Raw genomic sequence first — 18,723 nt, 5'->3', positions numbered from 1 at the left:
TTCGCCGTCGCCAGCCCCGGAGAACCCCTCGATGACAACCCGCCGCGAACTTGCCAATGCCGTGCGCGCCCTCGCCATGGACGCCGTGGAGCAGGCCAACTCCGGCCATCCGGGCATGCCCATGGGTATGGCAGACATCGCCGAGGTGCTGTGGAACGATTTCCTCAAGCACAACCCGACCCATCCGAAGTGGTTCAACCGTGACCGTTTCGTGCTCTCCAATGGCCACGGCTCGATGCTGCAGTACGCACTGCTGCACCTGACCGGCTATGACCTGCCGATGGAGCAGCTCAAGCGCTTCCGTCAGCTGCATTCCAAGACCGCCGGTCACCCGGAAGCGAGCGAAACGCCAGGCGTGGAAACCACCACTGGTCCGCTGGGCCAGGGCCTGGCTAATGCGGTGGGCTTCGCGCTGGCCGAGAAGGTGCTGGCCGCGCACTTCAACCGCCCGGGTCACGAGATCGTCAATCACCACACGTATGTGTTCCTCGGTGACGGCTGCCTGATGGAAGGCATCTCGCACGAAGTCGCCTCGCTGGCCGGTACCTGGAAGCTGGGCAAGCTGGTGGCGGTGTACGACGACAACGGCATCTCAATCGACGGCGAAGTGCACGGCTGGTTCACGGACAACACGCCGGAACGTTTCGAGGCCTATGGCTGGAACGTGATACGCGGCGTCGATGGCCATGATGCCGAAGCGATTAGCGCAGCGTTGAAAGCTGCAACAAGCCAGAGCGAAAAGCCCACTCTTATATGCGCCAAAACCATCATTGGTTTTGGCGCGCCGCACAAGCAGGGCAAGGAAGAGAGCCACGGCGCAGCGCTTGGCAAGGTCGAGGTCGCTGGTGCCCGTGACGCGCTTGACTGGCGTTATGGCCCGTTCGAGATCCCGGCCGACATCTATGCCGGTTGGGACCACAAGAAGGCCGGTATCGAACGGGAGCAGGTCTGGCACGACGCGCTGGCCAAGTACACCGCAGCGCACCCGGAGCTGGCGGCCGAATTCAATCGCCGCACCGCCGGCGAACTGCCTGCCGACTGGGCTGCCAAGTCGCAGGCCTTCGTCGACAAGATGCAGGCTGACGGCCCTGAAGTGGCATCTCGCAAGGCATCCCAGATGAGCATCGAGGCCTTCGCGCCGATGCTGCCGGAGCTGATCGGCGGTTCCGCCGACCTGGCCGGCTCCAACCTCACCAAGTGGAAGGGCAGCCTGGATGCCGCCAACGGCAACAGCGCCGACGGCAAGGGCAACTACGTCTACTACGGCGTGCGCGAGTTCGGCATGACCGCAATCGCCAACGGTCTGGCGCTGCATGGCGGTTTCATTCCGTATGACGCCACCTTCCTGGTGTTCTCCGATTACGCGCGCAATGCGGTGCGCATGAGCGCGCTGATTCCGGCGCATGCCATCCATGTGTATACGCATGACTCGATCGGTCTGGGCGAAGACGGTCCGACCCATCAGGCTGTGGAGCATCTGGCCTCGCTGCGCTACATCCCGAACAACCAGTTGTGGCGCCCCTGCGATGCGGTGGAATCGGCCGTGTCGTGGAAGGTCGCCATCGAGCGCAAGGGCAACCCGGCGTGCCTGGTGTTCTCGCGCCAGAACCTCAAGCACCAGCAGCGCACCGCGCAGCAGGTGGCTGACATTTCGCGCGGCGCTTATGTGCTGTCCGATCCGCAGGACACCAAGTTCAAGGCCATCCTGATTGCTACCGGCTCGGAAGTGGAGCTGGCGATGGAAGCGGCCCGCACGCTGGCACAGCAAAACGTGCCGGTGCGCGTCGTGTCGATGCCTTGCACTGAGGTGTTCGACGCGCAGCCGCTGGAATACCGCGAAGCGATCCTGCCGAACTGGTGTCGCGCACGCGTGGCCGTGGAAGCGGCGACAGTCGACTTCTGGCGCAAGTACGTCGGCCTCGACGGCGACGTGGTCGGCATGACCACCTTCGGCGCCTCGGCACCGGCACCGCAGCTGTTCGAGCACTTCGGTTTCACCGTCGCGCACGTCGTTGACGCAGTGAAGCGCGTGATTGGCTGAAGCTGTTTTATCCCTCTCCCTTCTGGGGAGAGGGCAGGGTGAGGGACGGGTGCTCGCCCAAACCTCCCATGAAAAACGCCGCGTTTGACGCGGCGTTTTTTTGTGCGTTCCAATCGACGGATGTGGTGTTTACGCAGCGAGTAGTTCGGCCAGATGCTCGGGATCGCGCGCCAACGCGTGTGCCCCGGCGCGCTCCAGTTCCTCGTGGCTACCGAACCCCCACAGCACACCTACGCCACGCACGCGATTGGCCACGGCGCCATCAATGTCGAAGTGGCGATCGCCGATCATCGCTGTCTCTTCGGGCAGGGCGCCGAAGTCCGCCAGCGCGGCAGCGATCATGCCCGCTTTTTCGCTATGCGGGCTGGACGGATCGGGGCCGTATAGACGGCTGAAGGCCTGGCCAAACGGCAGGTGCTCCATGATCGGCCGCGCATGGCGTTCGGGTTTGCTGGTAACTACAGCCAGCTCGTGACCGGCGGCTTGCAGCCGACCGATCATCGCCTCGATACCGGGATACACCGTGTGCTCGCGCCAGCCGATGGTATGGAAGCGTTGGTGATAGTGCTCCACCGCCTCTTCAATGCGGTCGTGATCGTGACCCAGCAGCGGCGCAAAGCTGTGCCGCAGCGGTGGGCCGATCCAATGCCGCATTTCTGCCGGGTGCGCCACACCAAGCTGCGTCAGCGCATGGCGGACGCAGCCCAGGATGCCGACTTCCGAATCGATCAGCGTGCCATCGAGGTCGAACAGACAGAGCATCAGCGGCCTGCACGTGCCTTGAGCGCGGCCACGGCCGGCAGTTCCTTGCCTTCGAGAAACTCAAGGAAGGCGCCGCCACCGGTGGAGATGTACGAAACAGCATCGGCGATGCCGTACTTGTCCACGGCCGCCAGGGTGTCGCCACCGCCAGCGATGGAGAATGCCGGCGAGGCCGCGATGGCACGGGCCAGCGTTTCGGTGCCGCGGCCGAAGGCGTCGAATTCGAACACGCCTACCGGGCCGTTCCACACGACGGTTCCGGCCTTGGCGATCATCTCGGCATAGCGGCGCGCGGTTTCGGGGCCGATGTCGAGAATCATCTCGCCATCCTTCACTTCATCCACTGGCTTCACCGTGGCAGGTGCGTGCGCGGAAAATTCCGGCGCCACCACCACGTCCACCGGAAGCGGCACATCGGCGTTGCGGCGCTTGGCTTCAGCGATGACCTTTTTTGCGGCCGGAATCAAGTCGGGTTCGTACAGCGAATTGCCGACCGAGTGGCCCATGGCGGCGATGAAGGTGTTGGCAATGCCGCCACCGACGATCAGCTGGTCGACCTTGCCGATGAGGTTTTCGAGCAGAGTGAGTTTGGTGGACACCTTGGAGCCGGCAACGATGGCCAGCAGCGGATGGGCGGGTTGCACCAGCGCCTTGCCCAGCGCATCCAGTTCGCCCGACAGCAGTGGGCCGGCGGCGGCGATCGGGGCGAACTTGATGACGCCATGGGTGGAGGCCTGCGCACGGTGCGCCGTGCCGAAAGCGTCCATCACGAAGATGTCGCACAGTGCGGCGTACTTCTTCGACAGGGCTTCGTCATCCTTGCCCTCGCCGACGTTCATGCGGCAATTCTCCAGCACCACGACCTCGCCATCGGCGACTTCGACGCCGCCGAGATAATCGGCGACCAGCCGCACCGGCTGACCCAGCTTGTCGCCCAGCCATTTGGCCACCGGCGCCAGCGAGGACTCCGCGTCAAACTGACCTTCCTTCGGACGACCCAGGTGCGACAGCACCATCACCTTGGCGCCGGCGTCGCGGGCGATCTTGATGGTGGGCAGGGCGGCATCCAGGCGCTGGGTGGAGGTGATGTGACCGTTCTCGATCGGCACGTTCAGGTCTTCGCGGATCAGCACGCGCTTGCCGCGCAGATCAAGATCGCTCATGCGGGTGACGGACACGGGGGGAACTCCCTTGCTTGGATTCATGGGTGGGCGCTTGAAGGCGCGAATCGCGTATTGTCCCGCCCACCCACCGGCGATGCAAACCGCATGACAGGTATCCTTGGTGGCTGATATTTCACGCGAGGACATGGCGATGGGCCAGGATCTGGTGTTGTACGGCTACTGGCGTTCCAGTGCGGCCTATCGGGTGCGCATCGCGCTGAACCTCAAGGGGCTAGCCTATGAGTCCCGGGCCGTGCACCTGGTAAATCATGGCGGCGAACAGCACGCACCGGACTTCCATGCTCTCAATCCGCAAGAGCTGGTGCCCTGTCTGATCGACCAAGGCCAGGTATTTACCCAATCCATGGCCATCATCGAATACCTGGACGAGACGCGGCCTGCGCCACCGTTACTGCCTGCCGACGCTGCAGGACGTGCCCGTGTGCGTGCACTGGCGCAGGTCGTGGGGTGCGACGTGCACCCGCTGGGCAACCTGCGCGTGCTGCAGCACCTCGTAAAGCAGTTCGGTGAGGATGATGCGGCGAAGGGCGTGTGGTCCCGGCACTGGATCAGCGAGGGACTCCGGGCGCTGGAAGCGATGCTTTCCAGCAACGTAGCCACCGGACGTTTCTGCCACGGCGATGCGCCCACCCTGGCCGATACCTGCCTGATTCCGCAGGTCTACAACGCGATGCGCTGGAAGCTGCTGATGGACGACTATCCGACCATTTGGCGCATCTACGAGGCATGCCAGACGATGGAAGCGTTTCAAAAGGCGGCGCCGGAAGCACAGCCCGACGCTCCCTCAACAAAGTAACGATGGCGAGCCTTTGGCATAACTTCTGGCGCTGGCAGCGTGGGCGCCAGGGCACGGGTTACGACAAGCTGTTGCTTGGCGGCACGCGCTGGCCGTTGCCGTGTGATTGTTACCTGCTGCGTTTCCCCGCCGGGGCGTCCGTGCCGCCGCACACCGACCGCGTGGCGCAGGGCAGACATTACCGGTTGAACATCATCCTGCGCCCAGCCCGACGGGGTGGCGAGTTCATCTGTGCTCGTCCCATTCACGCAAGCAGGCGCGTGAAGCTGTTCCGCCCTGATGTGGAGGAGCACAGCGTGACGGTCATCGAGGAAGGCAACCGCTGGGTACTGAGTATCGGCTGGGTGCGTGGCGCGCGGGGCGATACACGCCCCGCTGCTTGAGGTGGGTCAGAACCCGAGCCCGTACGGATCGTTGCCGGCCAGCTCGGTGCTTTCCGAGCCACCGCCTTCGGACAAGCGCACCTTCAACGACAGGCCATCGCGCGAGTCGGCCTTGTTGAGCGCTTCGTCCAGCTCGATGCGGCCTTCCTTGTACAGGCGGTACAGCGACTGGTCGAAGGTCTGCATGCCTTCCTGCAGACTGCGGTCCATGGCTTCCTTGACGTCATGAACCTGGCCGCGGCGGATCATGTCGCGGATCAGCGGCGTGTTGAGCAGCACTTCGGTGGCCGGCAAACGGCGGCCGTCCTTGCCCACCACCAGGCGCTGGCTGATCACCGCGCGAAGGTTGAGCGAGAGGTTCATCAGCACATTCTTGTGTGCCGATTCGGGGAAGAAGTTGAGGATGCGTTCCAGTGTCTGGTCGGCGTTGTTGGAGTGCAGCGTCGCCAGGCACAAGTGGCCGGTTTCGGAGAACGCGATGGCCGCTTCCATGGTGTCGGTGTCGCGGATCTCGCCGATCATGATCACGTCCGGCGCCTCGCGCATCGCATTGCGCAGGGCCTCGTGATAGCTGTGCGTGTCCAGGCCGACTTCGCGCTGGTTCACGATCGACTTCTTGTGGCGGTGCAGGTATTCGATCGGATCCTCGATGGTGAGGATGTGGCCCGAGGAGTTCTGGTTGCGATGGTCGATCATCGCCGCAAGCGTGGTCGACTTGCCCGAGCCGGTAGCGCCCACCACCAGGATCAGGCCGCGCGGCTCCATGATCAGCTCGCGGAAGATGCCCGGCAGCTGCAGCTGGTCGATGCTGGGAATCTCGCTCTTGATGGCGCGGATCACCATGCCCACTTCGCCGCGCTGCTTGAACACGTTGATGCGGAAACGGCCGGCTTCCTTCACCGCCAAGGCCATATTCAATTCCAGGTCGCGTTCGAACTGCGGTACCTGACCTTCGTCCATCAGCGAATACGCGATTTTCTTGACCATGCCGCTGGGCAGACCGGTATTGCCCAGCGGGTAAAGCTTGCCCTCGACTTTAATGTTCACAGGGGCGCCCGTCGTCAGGAACATATCCGACGCGCCCTTGTCAACCATAAGCTTGAGGAAATAACCGATGTCCACTCGAATCCCCTAATTTCGTGCGCATTGCTAAAGTGGATTATGCCCGCCCACAATACGCTGTGACACTCCGGGAGGACTGAGTGATGGTGCACATCTTTTTCCCGCTGTCTGGGCGCCCGAAGGGCGTCCGTACGGCGGTTTCGACCCTGACGCTGGCGGTGACGCTGGCGCTTTCCGGCTGCGCATCCACGCCGCCGCCGGACGGGATAATGAACCAGGCACAGGTGCAGCTGCAGGCTGCCCGCGATGCCGATGCGGCCGCTTACGCTCCGGTCGACCTGGGTTTTGCCCAGAACAAGTTCCAGCAGGCGCAAAACGCCATGGCCAGCCGCAAGTACGACGATGCGGCGACGCTGGCGGATGAGGCCCGTGCCGACGCCGAGCTCGCTCGCGCCAAGGCCCGTCTGGCGGCTGCACGTGCGCAGATCCAGAACAAGACCGGCGCCAACCAACAGCTGCGCGAGCAGATCGACCAATCGCTGACCCACGAGCAACAGCAGGACCAGAGACAGAATCCGGCCTTGCCGGCTCAGCAGGCACCGACCGACATGCCGGCCCCGCCGAGTTCCTCGCTTTCCGAACCCATTCCGCAGGGGCAGGGCTTTCAAACCCTTCCCCAGACCGTTCCCCAGTCGACTTCTGACCAGGGAGGTCACCCATGAAAACCTTGACCCTTCGTTTGCCGGCGCTTGTCCTGGCCCTGGCTGCCGTGGGCGTGGTCCATGCCGCCAAGGACGACATGGACGTGGCGCGACTGAACAACAGCCTCGACCAGCTCGCCCGCGACCCAGTACTGGGCAGCTATGCGCAAGCCGAACAGGCACGTGCCCATGATGCCGTGAATCAGGTGACCCAGGCACGTTCCCGAGACCGTGCGCACGCGCTGTATCTGGCTGAACGTCGCGTCGATCTGGCCCGCGCCACTGCCCAGTTGCAGGACGCGCAGCAGCAGATCAACAAGCTGGACCGCGAGCACGATCAGATCCAGTTGGATGGCAGCCGTCGAGAGGCCGAGCAGGCTCGCCGAGAGCTCGAACGCCAGCGCCTGCAGTACCAGATGGCCCAGGAAGAGGCTGCGCGTCAGCAGGCGGCGGGCGCTGAAGCTACCGCGCAGGCCCAGGCCGAAGCCGATCAGGCCAAGAAGCTGGCCGCGGCACAGGCCAAGGTCGCTAATGCCGCCAAGAAACAGGCCGACCTCGCTGCCCAGGCAGCCCGGGCGATGCGCGCACAGATGCAGCAGGGCGACAGTTCCAGCGACAGCACGCCCAAGAAGGACCAGGGCAAGTAGCACGCCTTTGAGCTACGAGGGCACGTTGAAGGCCGGCCGGATAACTCCGCCGGCCTTTGCTTTTCTCAGGCGCGCACCGTGCAAAGCGGGTCGCGGCGGCTATTCGTTCAAGATCTGGGAAAGTCGCGTTGGATTCGTGCAAAGGACTGTTTTGTCAGCTTTTTTTCCAAAAATTCAGTGGCGGTGTCGGCCAACGTATGACGCTTGCATGACCCTGTGACGGGGAGTAGGGTCAAGTTCCCAGGGGGCACTTATGCGTCCTGGGTCATTGACCTGAATCATGCACTCATCCTCCCCCTCCATCGCTCTCCATGGACCGGTCAAACGGCATGGATCGCGGATGTGTGCGTGTGGTTCATCGTCTGCGGGCACCCCTCCCAGGCGCCCGCCGTTCTCTCAAGAGGAGGTTGGATCATGTTCGAAAACCAGCAGCGTGATGATGTCGAAGCCTTGATGAAAGCCGACGCGGAGTTTCGTCGGCTCTACCAGCACCATCAGGAGCTCGACAGCAAGGTGCACGACGCCGAGATCGGTGTGCTTCCCATTGATGACATGACGTTATCGGGCATGAAAAAGGAGAAACTCCACGCTAAGGAGCGGCTCCAGCGCATGTGGGACAGTCGCGCGCACCGCATCAACTGAATCTGCGAGGTTTCGCATGAACGCGGCCCCGGCGCCTCCCGCAAGGGAACGGCTTCCGGGGCCGCGGCATATCTGGCACGAGGAAGGCGGTGCCGCGGCTCGGGTATCATCGGCGGCCTTGACGGTCGCGATGTAGCGGCCGTGTCCTACAGCCAGGAGTCCCCATGACGGTCCACCAGAGTGTCCTTGAACTGATCGGACGTACCCCGATGGTACGCGCGCAGCGCCTGGACGTCGGACCGTGTGACCTGTTCCTCAAGCTGGAGAGCGCCAACCCGGGCGGCTCCGTCAAGGACCGCATCGGCCTGTCGATGATCGAGGGCGCCGAGCGGGCCGGGAAAATCCGCCCGGGCGATACGCTGGTCGAAGGCACCGCCGGCAATACCGGCCTGGGGCTCGCGCTGGTGGCGCAGCAGAAAGGCTACCGCCTGATCCTGGTGGTGCCCGACAAGATGAGCCGCGAGAAGATCTTCAACCTCAAGGCCATGGGCGCCGAAGTGGTGCTCACCCGCTCCGATGTGGCCAAGGGCCACCCGGAGTACTACCAGGACATGGCTGAGCGCATCGCGCGCGAAACGCCGGGCGCGTACTTCATCAACCAGTTCGGCAACCCGGACAACCCGGCGGCGCACATCGCCACCACCGGCCCGGAGATCCTCGAGCAGCTCGACGGCAAGGTCGACGCCATCGTGGTGGGCTGCGGTTCGTCGGGCACGCTGAGCGGCCTGTCCAAGTTCTTTGCCGAGCATTCGCCGAACACCGAGTTCGTGCTGGCCGACCCGGTCGGCTCGATCCTGGCGCAGTACATCAACGAGGGCACGCTCTCGACCAAGTCGGCCAGCTGGATGGTGGAAGGCATCGGCGAGGATTTCCTGCCGTCCATCAGCGACTTCACCCGCGTGAAGAAGGCCTACGCGATTCCCGACAAGGAAAGCTTCGTGGTTGCGCGTGAGCTGCTGGCGAAGGAAGGCATTCTTGGTGGCTCGTCCACCGGCACGCTGCTGGCGGCGGCGCTGCGTTATTGCCGCGAACAGACCGTGCCCAAGCGCGTGGTGACGCTGGTGTGCGACACGGGCAACAAGTACCTGTCGAAGATGTACAACGACTACTGGATGCTCGACAACGGCTTCATCGAACGCGAGCAGCGCGGCGACTTGCGCGACCTTCTGTTGCGCCCCTTCGCCCAGCGCGACACCGTGGTGATCGGCCCGAACGAACTGCTGATGACGGCGTACACGCGCATGAAGCTGTATGACGTTTCGCAGCTGCCGGTCATGGACGGCAGCCGCCTGGTCGGCATCCTCGACGAATCGGACGTGCTGATGCACGTGCACGCGGATGAAGCCAGGTTCCGTGATGCCGTATCCACCGCCATGATCACCAATCTGCAGATGCTCGACGTGCGCGCGCCGATCGAATCGCTGCTGCCCGTGTTCGATCGCGGTCACGTGGCCATCGTGGTCGACGGCGAGCAGTTCCTGGGCCTGATCACGCGAATTGATCTGCTGAACTATCTACGTCGCAAGGTGCATTGAATCAGAGCGGGCATGGCTCCCAGGATGGGCCATCGCTTTGCCCGCCAATGGCCATGAAAGTTTGCTGAAATCGCGTGCGTACAAAGTCGCGGTTTGCGGCTGGTCGGGTCGCCCTGTTTCGAAGGAGTAACACCTGATGTGTGGAATCGTTGCCGCTGCCGCCCAGCGTGATGTGGCGCCGCTATTGATCGCCGGCCTCAAGGCACTGGAATACCGCGGTTACGATTCGGCTGGCCTGGCCGTGATCGACCGCGACGACATCCACCGTGTGCGCGCCAAGGGCAAGGTCCGGGAGATGGAGGCGCTGTACCTGGCTGAGCCATTCCCTGGCGGCACGGGCATCGCACACACGCGCTGGGCCACCCATGGCGTGCCGAACGAAGCCAATGCGCATCCGCACATGGCCGGTAGCGTGGCTTTGGTGCACAACGGCATCATCGAGAACTACGCCAGCCTGCGCGCCGACCTGCAGGCGCGTGGCCACGTGTTCACGTCGGAAACGGATACCGAAGTGATGGCCGCGCTCATCAATGAGCACGTGGAAGCCGGCCTGGATCTGCGCGCCGCCGTGCTGGCGACCGTGCGTGAACTGGAAGGCGCCTACGCCATTGCCGTCATCAGCAGCAAGGAACCTGGCCGTGTGATCGGTGCACGCCATGGCGCGCCGCTGCTGGTGGGTGTCGGCATCGGTGAGCATTTCCTGGGCTCCGATGCGCAGGCGCTGATCCAGGTGACCAACAAGATCATCTATCTCGACGAGGATGACGTCGCCGACATCACCCGCGAGAGCGTGGCCATTTATACGCTCGACGGACAGCGCGTCGAGCGCCCGGTCAACGAGAGCGAGCTCTCCGCCGACGCCGTGGAACGTGGCGAGTACCGCCATTACATGCAAAAGGAAATCTTCGAGCAGCCGACTGCGGTGGCCGCCACACTGGAAGCGCGCATCGGCCCCCACGGCGTGCTGCCGAACATCTTCGGCGTGGATGGTGACGAACTGCTCGCCAAAGTGCGTGGCTTGCACATCATCGCCTGTGGCACGAGCTATCACGCTGGCTTGGTGGCCAAGTATTGGCTCGAAGAATACGCACGCCTGCCGGTGAGCGTCGAAGTGGCCAGCGAGTATCGCTATCGCGAAGCGGTGGTGCCCGATGGCACGCTGTTCGTCGCCATCTCCCAGTCTGGCGAAACGGCGGACACGCTGGCGGCGATGCGCGAATCGCGCCGCCGTGGCTATCTCGGCACGCTCGCCATCTGCAACGTGCCCGAGTCTTCGGTCGTTCGAGAAGCCGACCTCAAGTTGATGACGCGCGCCGGCCCGGAAATTGGCGTGGCCTCCACCAAGGCATTCACAACCCAGCTTGCCGCATTGGCCCTGCTCACCCTGCATCTCGCGCATAAGCGCGGGTTGGACAAAGCGCGCTACGTGGACCTGTGCACACAGCTGCAGCATCTGCCGCGCGCCATCGAAGATGCACTCAAGCTGGAGCCGCAGATAGTGGAGTTGGCTGGCCATCTGATCCATCGCCAGCACGCGCTGTTTCTCGGCCGCGGAGCGCAGTACCCGGTGGCGCTGGAAGGCTCGCTCAAGCTCAAGGAAATCTCGTACATCCACGCCGAAGCGTATCCGGCAGGCGAACTCAAGCACGGCCCGCTGGCACTGGTGGATGAGGACATGCCAGTCATCGCCGTGGCCCCCAGCGGCCCGCTGCTCGACAAGCTGAAATCCAACTTGCAGGAAGTTCGCGCACGCGGCGGCGAGCTGCTGGTCTTCGCCGATGGTGAGGCCAGCCTCGAAGGCAACACGGCGCGAGGTGTCACGCTGCGCATCAACGGCGGCGGCGATTTCATCGCACCAGCGGTGTTCACCGTTCCGTTGCAACTGCTTGCCTATCACGTAGCCGTGCTGCGCGGCACCGACGTGGACCAGCCGCGCAATTTGGCCAAATCGGTGACGGTGGAATGATTTGGTTATTAAGTGCCGGGAGCTATCCCGGCACTTGCCGCCCTCGGTCTCGGTCCTAGTCCCCAAGGACACCTCGGGCTACTACACCCATTACCAGCGCTTCCTGCTCGGCGAGATCGTTACCCTGACGCAGGAGGGCTGGAACCATGTCCAGATCGCCAGCCTCTTTCAGCAAAGAGGCTATCTGACCGTGCGTGGTAAGCCGTTCCTGGCTAAGCACATCTGATCAATGGTCAAGAAGAGCCGGCTGATCAAGCTTCCCTAAGCATAAAAAGGCGCTCCGAGTAGTATCGGAGCGCCTTTTCGTCAAGCAAACAACACGTACTGATGCGGTGCAGAACGGAAGTGCTGACGAACGTTCTCCACCTTTCCGTAGCGGAAAAGTATGTGCAGTTGGGCCGCCCTGATCTGATCTCGATTCGTGAAGTATCTCCCCGAGAAGCCTTGGGGGATCTAGTGAAGGGTATCGCGACGGTTACGTCATGATTGTGTTCGATGCTCGCCCAGCATCCAACAGCTTCGGCGGCATCGTGCGTTTGCCGGCATCTGCTGATGGCAGGCAATTGGATTCTTTATTGTTTGGGCCAGTCGCCTTTTTGGGCAAACGCCGGGCTTGTTGGAATTTTTTGTTGCTCTGACGGCCCCGATCTACGATCCAGAACCGCGCAACGGCGCGGTCCCGGTTGGAGCTTCTTTTAGGCGGCACCAGAAGCCGCCCAATTGCGCGGCTTCTTTCGAGCTTGCAGTTGCACCTCAAGATCGGCCGTAGACGTCTTCGAAGCGGACTATATCGTCCTCGCCTAGATAGCTGCCGGACTGAACTTCGATGACTTCCAGTGGCACCTTGCCCGGGTTGCGCAGGCGATGCACGCTACCAAGTGGGATGTAAGTGCTTTGATTCTCGCCGAGTAGAAACACGTGGTCGTCGCAGGTGACCTCGGCCGTACCAGAGACTACGATCCAATGTTCCGCACGATGGTGGTGCTTTTGCAGGCTGAGCGCTGCTTCGGGCTTCACAACGATGCGCTTGACCTGGAAGCGCTCACCCGATTCGAGGGAGTCGTAGCTACCCCAGGGACGGCGAACCACGCGATGCAGCGAATGCTCTGTGCGACCGGCCGCTTTGAGCTCATCGACCACGCGTTTGACGTCTTGTGCGGCATCGCGGTGGGCGACCAGCGTGGCATCGGGTGTTGTGACCACGATCAAGTTATCCACGCCCACCGTAGCCAGCAGATGATGATCGTGTGGACGGAGTAGCGAGTTGTGCGTATTCACCGTAATGGTGTCGCCTTCGCGCAGATTGCCCTGGGCATCATGCATACCGGCAAGCCATAGCGCCGACCATGAGCCGATATCGCTCCAATCGCAGGTAACGGGGATGACTGCCGCGCGGTGCGTCTTTTCCATGACGGCATAGTCGATAGAATTGTCTGGGACCTTGGTAAAAGCGTCGGCGTCGATGCGGACGAAATCGAGATCGGTCCTGATCGATTCATGGGCAGCGCGCACGGCGGCGAGCATGGCTGGTGCGTGTTCAGCCAGCTCTTCGAGGTAGCGCGACGCCTTGAACAGGAACATGCCCGAGTTCCAGTCGTAGCCGCCATCAGCCAGATATGACTCGGCGGCGGCCAGGTCGGGCTTCTCGACGAATCGATCCACGCGGTAAGCACCGTCGCCAATAGACTCTGCGCGGCGGATGTAACCGAAGCCGGTTTCTGGGCGATCCGGACGGATGCCGAACGTCACCAGCCAACCCTCGCGGGCCGCCGAGAGGGCAAGCCGCACGCCCTCAGTGAAGCTCTTAGCATCGCCAATCAAATGGTCGGCCGGTAGCACCAGCAAGAACGCCTCCGGATTGCGCTCCATTGCCTGCAGCGCACCCAGTGCAATGGCTGGCGCAGTATTGCGTGCCACTGGCTCAAGCACGATGGTGGCGCCTTCGACTCCCGATTCGATCAATTGCTCAGCCGCAAGGAAGCGATGGTCCTCGCTGGCCACGACGATGGGCGAGGTTACGTCCGGCAGCATGCGTGTTCGCGCCACCGTCTGCTGAAACAGCGTGCCTTGGCCGGTCAGCGATAGGAACTGCTTGGGAAGGTTTTTGCGTGATACCGGCCAAAGCCGGGTACCGCTGCCGCCGCTGAGAATGATTGGAATCAACATGGCTTTCACGATTCCTTGGATGCGAGTTCGCGAATGACCTCTGAAAGGCCCTCGCTCCAATCAGGCAGTGTAAATGCGAATTGGCGCTGGAAGCTGCTATTGTCGAGCACAGAATAGGCCGGCCGTTTGGCTGGGGTGGGGAAGTCGGCCGTAGCGATAGCCTGTACCTCGGGTCTGCGAGGCAGCAGACCATGCCCTGACGCCTGATCGAAGATGGATGTAGCAAATCCATGCCATGTGGTCTGGCCGCTCGCAACGAGGTGATAAATGCCCTCCAGCTCGCCGCGGGTCGGAACCGACGCCGCCAGCCACTGCCTCAGCGCAGCCAACGTTCCCGCCACGATGAGATTAGTGGAGGTGGGAGCGCCATGCTGGTCGGCGACCACCCGTAACTGATCACGCTCGGCGCCAAGGCGGAGCATGGTGCGAAGAAAGTTCTGTCCATGCGATGCGTAAACCCACGCAGTACGGAAGATGATGTGTTGCGCGCCGCTGGAATGCAGCGCCATTTCGCCAGCTAGCTTGCTGCGACCATAGGCACCTAGTGGCGATGTGGGCGCGTCAGGTGCATAGGGGCACCGGGCTTCACCGTCGAAAACGTAGTCGGAGGAGTAGTGCACGACGAGTGCTCGGTTGCGCGCGGCCCACTCGCCCAGGGCTCGCACCGCCTCCCCGTTAACGAGCGTTGCGATGTCCTCTTCCTTCTCCGCCCGATCGACAGCCGTATAGGCGGCCGCGTTCACGATGACATTTGGTTGTATGCGTTCGAGGAGATTCAGCAGGCTGTCTAGTGATGTCATGTCACCCATCTCGCCGCAGCCACCGTCGATCAAGCTGCCATCGCGGCTCACGGGAACCAGCGTGCCGAGCTTAGCGAGACCACCATCGTGTAGAAAAGTGCGCCCAAGTTGCCCGTTGGCGCCGAGAAGGGCAACCTTCAACGAAAATACTCCGGTAGCCGGTCGACGCTGACTTCCTTCAGCAAAGGCGCCTTTTCGTCCTTCTCGGAAAGTAGCGGTTGGCTGATGGGCCAATCGATACCGATTTCCGGATCGTTCCAGCGGACGCCAGCGTCAGCGACACGGTCGTAGAGTGCGGTGCACTGATAGGCGAACGTAGCGAAATCCGATAGCACACAGAAGCCGTGCGCGAAGCCTTCGGGAATCCAGAAGTGGCGATGGTTGTCGGCAGTCAGCATGGCACCAGCCCATTGCCCGAAGGTGGGTGAGTCACGTCGAATGTCGACCGCAACATCGAAAACCTCACCTTCGAGCACGCTGACTAACTTGCCCTGAGGGTTGGGCCATTGATAGTGCAAACCTCGTAACACACCCTTCCCAGAGCGCGATACGTTTGACTGCACGAACTGCGCGGTGATGCCGGCTTCATGGTACTTCGCTTTGCTGTAGCTCTCGTAGAAGAAACCGCGGGCATCGCCGAACACCTGAGGCTCGATCACGATCGCGCCGGGTAGAGAGGTTTCGATCACTTTCATCCGACGTAGCCTTGCTCAGTCAGATTGCGTAGATACTGGCCATAGCCCGTCTTGGACAGTGGAGCCGCAAGGCGAAGCAGCTGTTCGCTGTCGATCCAGCCCTGAAGATAGGCGATTTCCTCTGGGCAGCAGATTTTCAGGCCCTGGCGGTGCTCAATGGTTTGAACATAGTTGCCGGCCTCGATCAGAGATTCGTGAGTGCCGGTATCCAGCCAAGCGTAACCCCGGCCGAGCTGCTCCAGATGCAACGAATCGTCACTGAGATAACATTTGTTGAGATCGGTGATCTCCAGTTCGCCGCGTGGAGACGGTTGTAGCTCCATGGCGTAGTCACAGGCGCGTCCATCGTAAAAATATAGGCCTGTCACTGCATAGTGCGACTTCGGTTTGTCCGGCTTCTCTTCGAGGCCAATGACTTTGCCTGTCTTGTCGAATTCGGCCACGCCGTAACGGTGTGGATCTCGGACCCAATAGCCGAACACTGTCGCTCCGCGCTCGCGTGCGCTGGCGCGCTTAAGGCGTTCGGTGAGCCCCACGCCATAGAAAATGTTGTCGCCGAGCACCAGGCAACTGGGATTAGGGCCAATGAACTCGCGCCCGATGATGAATGCCTGGGCCAGGCCGTCCGGTGACGGTTGTACCGCGTAGCTGATGTTGAGGCCCCATTGGGAGCCATCGCCAAGCAGACGTTGGAAGAGCGCCTGCTCATGTGGCGTGTTGATCATCAACACGTCGCGGATACCGGCCAACATCAGCGTTGCCAGCGGGTAATAGATCATCGGCTTGTCATAGACCGGAAGCAGCTGCTTGCTGACGGCTTGCGTGATCGGATAGAGCCGGGTACCGGACCCTCCAGCCAGGATAATGCCCTTGGCAGTACTCATGAACCTAGCCTCTCCATGCGATAGCTACCGTCCAGGACGCGATTCACCCATGGCTGGCTGCTTAAATACCAATCCACGGTCGTTTCGATACCGCTCTCAAAGGTCTGGGAAGGCCTCCAGCCCAGCTGGCTTTGCAGCTTGCTTGAATCGATCGCATAGCGACGGTCGTGACCTGGGCGATCCTTAACAAATGCGATCAGCGATTCGCGTTTTCGGCCATCGGCCATCGGCTGTCGCGCATCGAGTAAGGCGCAAATGGTTTTGACCACAGTGATGTTTTCGCGCTCGGCATTGCCGCCGATGTTGTAAGTCTCGCCTACGCGACCAGCTTCCAATACACGTTGAATAGCCAGGCAGTGGTCACCCACATAGAGCCAGTCACGGATGTTGAGGCCGTCGCCGTAGACCGGCAACGTTTCACCCGCCAAAGCCTTCTGTATGACCAGTGGGATAAGCTTTTCAGGGAATTGATACGGACCGTAGTTGTTTGAACAATTGGTCGTCAGTACGGGCAATCTATACGTGTGATGGAACGCGCGTACCAGGTGATCCGATGCCGCTTTTGACGCGGAGTAGGGCGAGTTCGGCGCATAAGGGGTCTGTTCGGTGAACTTACCTTCGGCGCCCAGCGATCCGTAGACTTCGTCGGTCGATACATGCAGGAAGCGGAAAGCGTCGCGCGACGTTTCTCCCAGGCCGCGCCAGTAGTCGCGGGCGCATTCGAGCAAGCCGAGAGTGCCCACTACGTTGGTTTCAACGAAGGCACTTGGTGCGTCAATGGATCGATCGACATGCGACTCAGCAGCGAAGTTCACGATGGCATCAGGCTTGTGTTGCTTCAGCAATGCGGCCACCAGAGCACGATCGCCGATATCCGCCTGTACGAAAACGTGCCTATCGCAGTCTTTGATTGAAGCTAATGTATCTAGATTGCCGGCATAGGTGAGTTTGTCGAGATTGATTACCGTCAATCCCTGGGCTATGGCCCGGAGCACAAAATTTGCACCGATAAAGCCGGCCCCGCCGGTAACGAGCAATGTCTTCATAGATCCTTTGTAGCCGCTAGATACAGTCCTAGCATTGTGTCATGCCCGGGGGGGCGGAAAAAACCCGCCAACCGCCATCAATGGCACCGCTTAGCGCGGATGTGGGGGGCTGCGTCAAGGCAAACCTGTACAGGGCCAAGCCACTGTGTACAGGTCATGATGGTTTCTTGGTTAAGATAGGCCCCTTTTGGTGACAACGGCCGACGGACCTCTTTCTGTCAGCCCCACAAGTGACGGATATGGCTGAAAAAAAAGATTCTGAACGACTGGGTCTTGGCACCCGTGCGATTCATGCCGGGCAGCATCCCGACCCCGCCACGGGCGCTATCATGACGCCAATTTACGCCACCTCAACCTATGTGCAGGCCAGTCCGGGAAAGCACAAAGGTTATGAGTACTCGCGTTCGCAAAACCCTACGCGTATGGCCTATGAGCGCTGTGTGGCGGATCTTGAAGGTGGGAAGGCTGGGTATGCCTTTGCATCAGGGTTGGCTGCAGCAAGTACGGTGCTTGACCTGCTCGACAGCGGCAGTCACGTCATCGCCATGGATGATTTGTATGGCGGTACTTATCGCCTCTTCGAGCGCGTGCGCCGACGCTCGGCGGGGCTGGACTTCACTTTTATCGATCTAAACGATCTAGCCGCGTTGAAAGCGGCTCTAAAGCCAAATACCCGCATGATTTGGGCTGAGACGCCCACAAACCCGATGCTCAAATTGGTGGACCTCGCCAAACTTGGCGCGTTCGCCAAGAAGCATGGGCTTATTCTGGTCGTGGACAACACTTTCTGCTCACCCATGCTGCAGCGGCCGCTGGAATATGGCGCGCATCTGGTTCTTCACTCGGCGACCAAGTACCTCAACGGTCATTCCGACATGGTGGGTGGCATCGTAGTGGCAGGCGACGACAACGAGCTCGTCGACAAAATGACATTCCTGCAGAACTCTGTGGGGGCCGTTGCGGGGCCGTTCGATTCGTTCCTCGCGATGCGTGGTCTGAAAACCTTGCATCTGCGCATGCATGCTCATTGCGAGAGCGCCTTGGCGTTGGCGAAGTGGCTTGAGAAGCATCCGGACATCGAGCGCACGATCTATCCGGGGTTGAAGAGTCATCCACAACATGCGCTGGCCAAAAGGCAGATGGACGGTTTCGGCGGCATTATAAGCGTGGAAGTAAAGGGCGGCCTGAAGAAGGCACGCCGCATGCTCGAGCGCTGCGAGCTTTTTGCGTTGGCCGAGTCGCTGGGCGGTGTTGAGAGCCTCATCGAGCATCCGGCGATCATGACGCACGCGTCGGTGCCTCCGGCCAACCGCAAGCGCCTTGGCATCAGCGACGGACTGGTACGCCTGTCCGTCGGCGTGGAAAACCTACCTGATCTGCGTAATGAGCTCGCCCGCGCCTTGACCTGAACAG

The 18,723-nt window shown here is 61.6% G+C and carries 19 protein-coding genes; 11 read left to right on the top strand and 8 right to left on the bottom strand.

Annotated elements, in window-relative coordinates:
- The first annotated feature begins 31 nt into the window (after window positions 1-31).
- Window positions 32-2,041: a transketolase gene (gene tkt / locus AC3CBN_RS01345; protein WP_488635035.1), complete on the top strand. Its 2,010-nt coding sequence runs from the start codon at window positions 32-34 to the stop codon at window positions 2,039-2,041.
- Between the two features lie 129 nt (window positions 2,042-2,170).
- Here the strand turns inward: tkt and AC3CBN_RS01340 are convergent, their stop codons facing one another.
- Window positions 2,171-2,803, bottom strand: coding sequence for an HAD hydrolase-like protein (locus AC3CBN_RS01340; RefSeq protein ID WP_488635034.1), 633 nt, complete (start codon window positions 2,801-2,803; stop codon window positions 2,171-2,173).
- Entirely contained in the window at window positions 2,803-3,981 is a 1,179-nt protein-coding gene (locus AC3CBN_RS01335) for a phosphoglycerate kinase (RefSeq protein WP_488635033.1), read from the bottom strand. Before AC3CBN_RS01335 ends, AC3CBN_RS01340 begins: the two co-directional genes overlap by 1 nt.
- 136 nt (window positions 3,982-4,117) lie before the next feature.
- On the opposite strand from AC3CBN_RS01335, the gene maiA reads away from it, so the two are divergent.
- Together maiA and AC3CBN_RS01325 are read left to right on the top strand one after the other, a co-directional pair.
- Window positions 4,118-4,783: a maleylacetoacetate isomerase gene (maiA, locus tag AC3CBN_RS01330; protein WP_488636638.1), complete on the top strand. Its 666-nt coding sequence runs from the start codon at window positions 4,118-4,120 to the stop codon at window positions 4,781-4,783.
- Window positions 4,784-4,785: 2 nt separating this feature from the next.
- Window positions 4,786-5,166, top strand: a complete 381-nt coding sequence (locus AC3CBN_RS01325; RefSeq protein ID WP_488635032.1) for a hypothetical protein — start codon at window positions 4,786-4,788, stop codon at window positions 5,164-5,166.
- 6 nt (window positions 5,167-5,172) lie between these two features.
- On the opposite strand, the gene AC3CBN_RS01320 is transcribed toward AC3CBN_RS01325, so the two are convergent.
- Window positions 5,173-6,261 (bottom strand): PilT/PilU family type 4a pilus ATPase, encoded by a 1,089-nt coding sequence (locus tag AC3CBN_RS01320; RefSeq protein ID WP_488636637.1) that lies wholly within the window; start codon window positions 6,259-6,261, stop codon window positions 5,173-5,175.
- Window positions 6,262-6,371: 110 nt separating this feature from the next.
- Between AC3CBN_RS01320 and AC3CBN_RS01315 the strand changes: the two genes are divergently transcribed.
- The 7 genes from AC3CBN_RS01315 to AC3CBN_RS01285 all read left to right on the top strand — a co-directional run bounded on the left by AC3CBN_RS01315 (window position 6,372) and on the right by AC3CBN_RS01285 (window position 12,357).
- Window positions 6,372-6,950 carry a DUF4398 domain-containing protein gene (locus tag AC3CBN_RS01315; RefSeq protein ID WP_488635031.1) on the top strand — a complete coding sequence of 193 codons (579 nt, stop codon included), beginning with the start codon at window positions 6,372-6,374 and terminating at the stop codon, window positions 6,948-6,950.
- On the top strand, window positions 6,947-7,576 hold the full coding sequence (locus AC3CBN_RS01310; protein ID WP_488635030.1) for a hypothetical protein: 630 nt from the start codon (window positions 6,947-6,949) through the stop codon (window positions 7,574-7,576). The genes AC3CBN_RS01315 and AC3CBN_RS01310 overlap by 4 nt, the downstream gene beginning before the upstream one ends.
- 414 nt (window positions 7,577-7,990) lie before the next feature.
- Window positions 7,991-8,218 carry an HP1242/YdcH family protein gene (locus tag AC3CBN_RS01305; protein WP_114824176.1) on the top strand — a complete coding sequence of 76 codons (228 nt, stop codon included), beginning with the start codon at window positions 7,991-7,993 and terminating at the stop codon, window positions 8,216-8,218.
- A gap of 164 nt (window positions 8,219-8,382) precedes the next feature.
- Window positions 8,383-9,753, top strand: coding sequence for a pyridoxal-phosphate dependent enzyme (locus AC3CBN_RS01300; RefSeq protein ID WP_488635029.1), 1,371 nt, complete (start codon window positions 8,383-8,385; stop codon window positions 9,751-9,753).
- A 136-nt stretch (window positions 9,754-9,889) separates the two neighbouring features.
- Window positions 9,890-11,719, top strand: a complete 1,830-nt coding sequence (gene glmS / locus AC3CBN_RS01295; RefSeq protein ID WP_488635028.1) for a glutamine--fructose-6-phosphate transaminase (isomerizing) — start codon at window positions 9,890-9,892, stop codon at window positions 11,717-11,719.
- 34 nt (window positions 11,720-11,753) lie between these two features.
- Window positions 11,754-11,945 carry a hypothetical protein gene (locus AC3CBN_RS01290; protein ID WP_488635027.1) on the top strand — a complete coding sequence of 64 codons (192 nt, stop codon included), beginning with the start codon at window positions 11,754-11,756 and terminating at the stop codon, window positions 11,943-11,945.
- Window positions 11,946-12,201: 256 nt separating this feature from the next.
- Window positions 12,202-12,357, top strand: coding sequence for a hypothetical protein (locus AC3CBN_RS01285; protein ID WP_488635026.1), 156 nt, complete (start codon window positions 12,202-12,204; stop codon window positions 12,355-12,357).
- Between the two features lie 115 nt (window positions 12,358-12,472).
- Here AC3CBN_RS01285 and AC3CBN_RS01280 read toward each other — a convergent pair whose 3' ends face one another.
- From AC3CBN_RS01280 to rfbB, 5 genes are read right to left on the bottom strand one after another with little or no spacing between them, the layout of a single operon-like run.
- Entirely contained in the window at window positions 12,473-13,885 is a 1,413-nt protein-coding gene (locus AC3CBN_RS01280; protein ID WP_488635025.1) for a mannose-1-phosphate guanylyltransferase/mannose-6-phosphate isomerase, read from the bottom strand.
- 5 nt (window positions 13,886-13,890) lie between these two features.
- Window positions 13,891-14,826 (bottom strand): dTDP-4-dehydrorhamnose reductase, encoded by a 936-nt coding sequence (gene rfbD, locus AC3CBN_RS01275; RefSeq protein WP_488635024.1) that lies wholly within the window; start codon window positions 14,824-14,826, stop codon window positions 13,891-13,893.
- The gene (gene rfbC, locus AC3CBN_RS01270; protein WP_488635023.1) at window positions 14,823-15,380 is read right to left on the bottom strand and encodes a dTDP-4-dehydrorhamnose 3,5-epimerase; all 558 of its coding nucleotides are present in this window, start codon (window positions 15,378-15,380) and stop codon (window positions 14,823-14,825) included. Before rfbC ends, rfbD begins: the two co-directional genes overlap by 4 nt.
- On the bottom strand, window positions 15,377-16,264 hold the full coding sequence (rfbA, locus tag AC3CBN_RS01265; protein WP_488635022.1) for a glucose-1-phosphate thymidylyltransferase RfbA: 888 nt from the start codon (window positions 16,262-16,264) through the stop codon (window positions 15,377-15,379). Before rfbA ends, rfbC begins: the two co-directional genes overlap by 4 nt.
- Window positions 16,261-17,310, bottom strand: a complete 1,050-nt coding sequence (rfbB, locus tag AC3CBN_RS01260; RefSeq protein ID WP_488635021.1) for a dTDP-glucose 4,6-dehydratase — start codon at window positions 17,308-17,310, stop codon at window positions 16,261-16,263. Before rfbB ends, rfbA begins: the two co-directional genes overlap by 4 nt.
- 239 nt (window positions 17,311-17,549) lie before the next feature.
- Here rfbB and AC3CBN_RS01255 point away from each other — a divergent pair, with 239 nt between their 5' ends.
- Window positions 17,550-18,719 carry a trans-sulfuration enzyme family protein gene (locus tag AC3CBN_RS01255; RefSeq protein WP_488635020.1) on the top strand — a complete coding sequence of 390 codons (1,170 nt, stop codon included), beginning with the start codon at window positions 17,550-17,552 and terminating at the stop codon, window positions 18,717-18,719.
- Window positions 18,720-18,723: the final 4 nt, after the last annotated feature.

Source organism: Dyella sp. OK584, assembly GCF_057787755.1.
The sequence above is the reverse complement of the archived record's forward strand: the minus strand, read 5'-3'. Positions and strand labels throughout refer to the sequence as shown.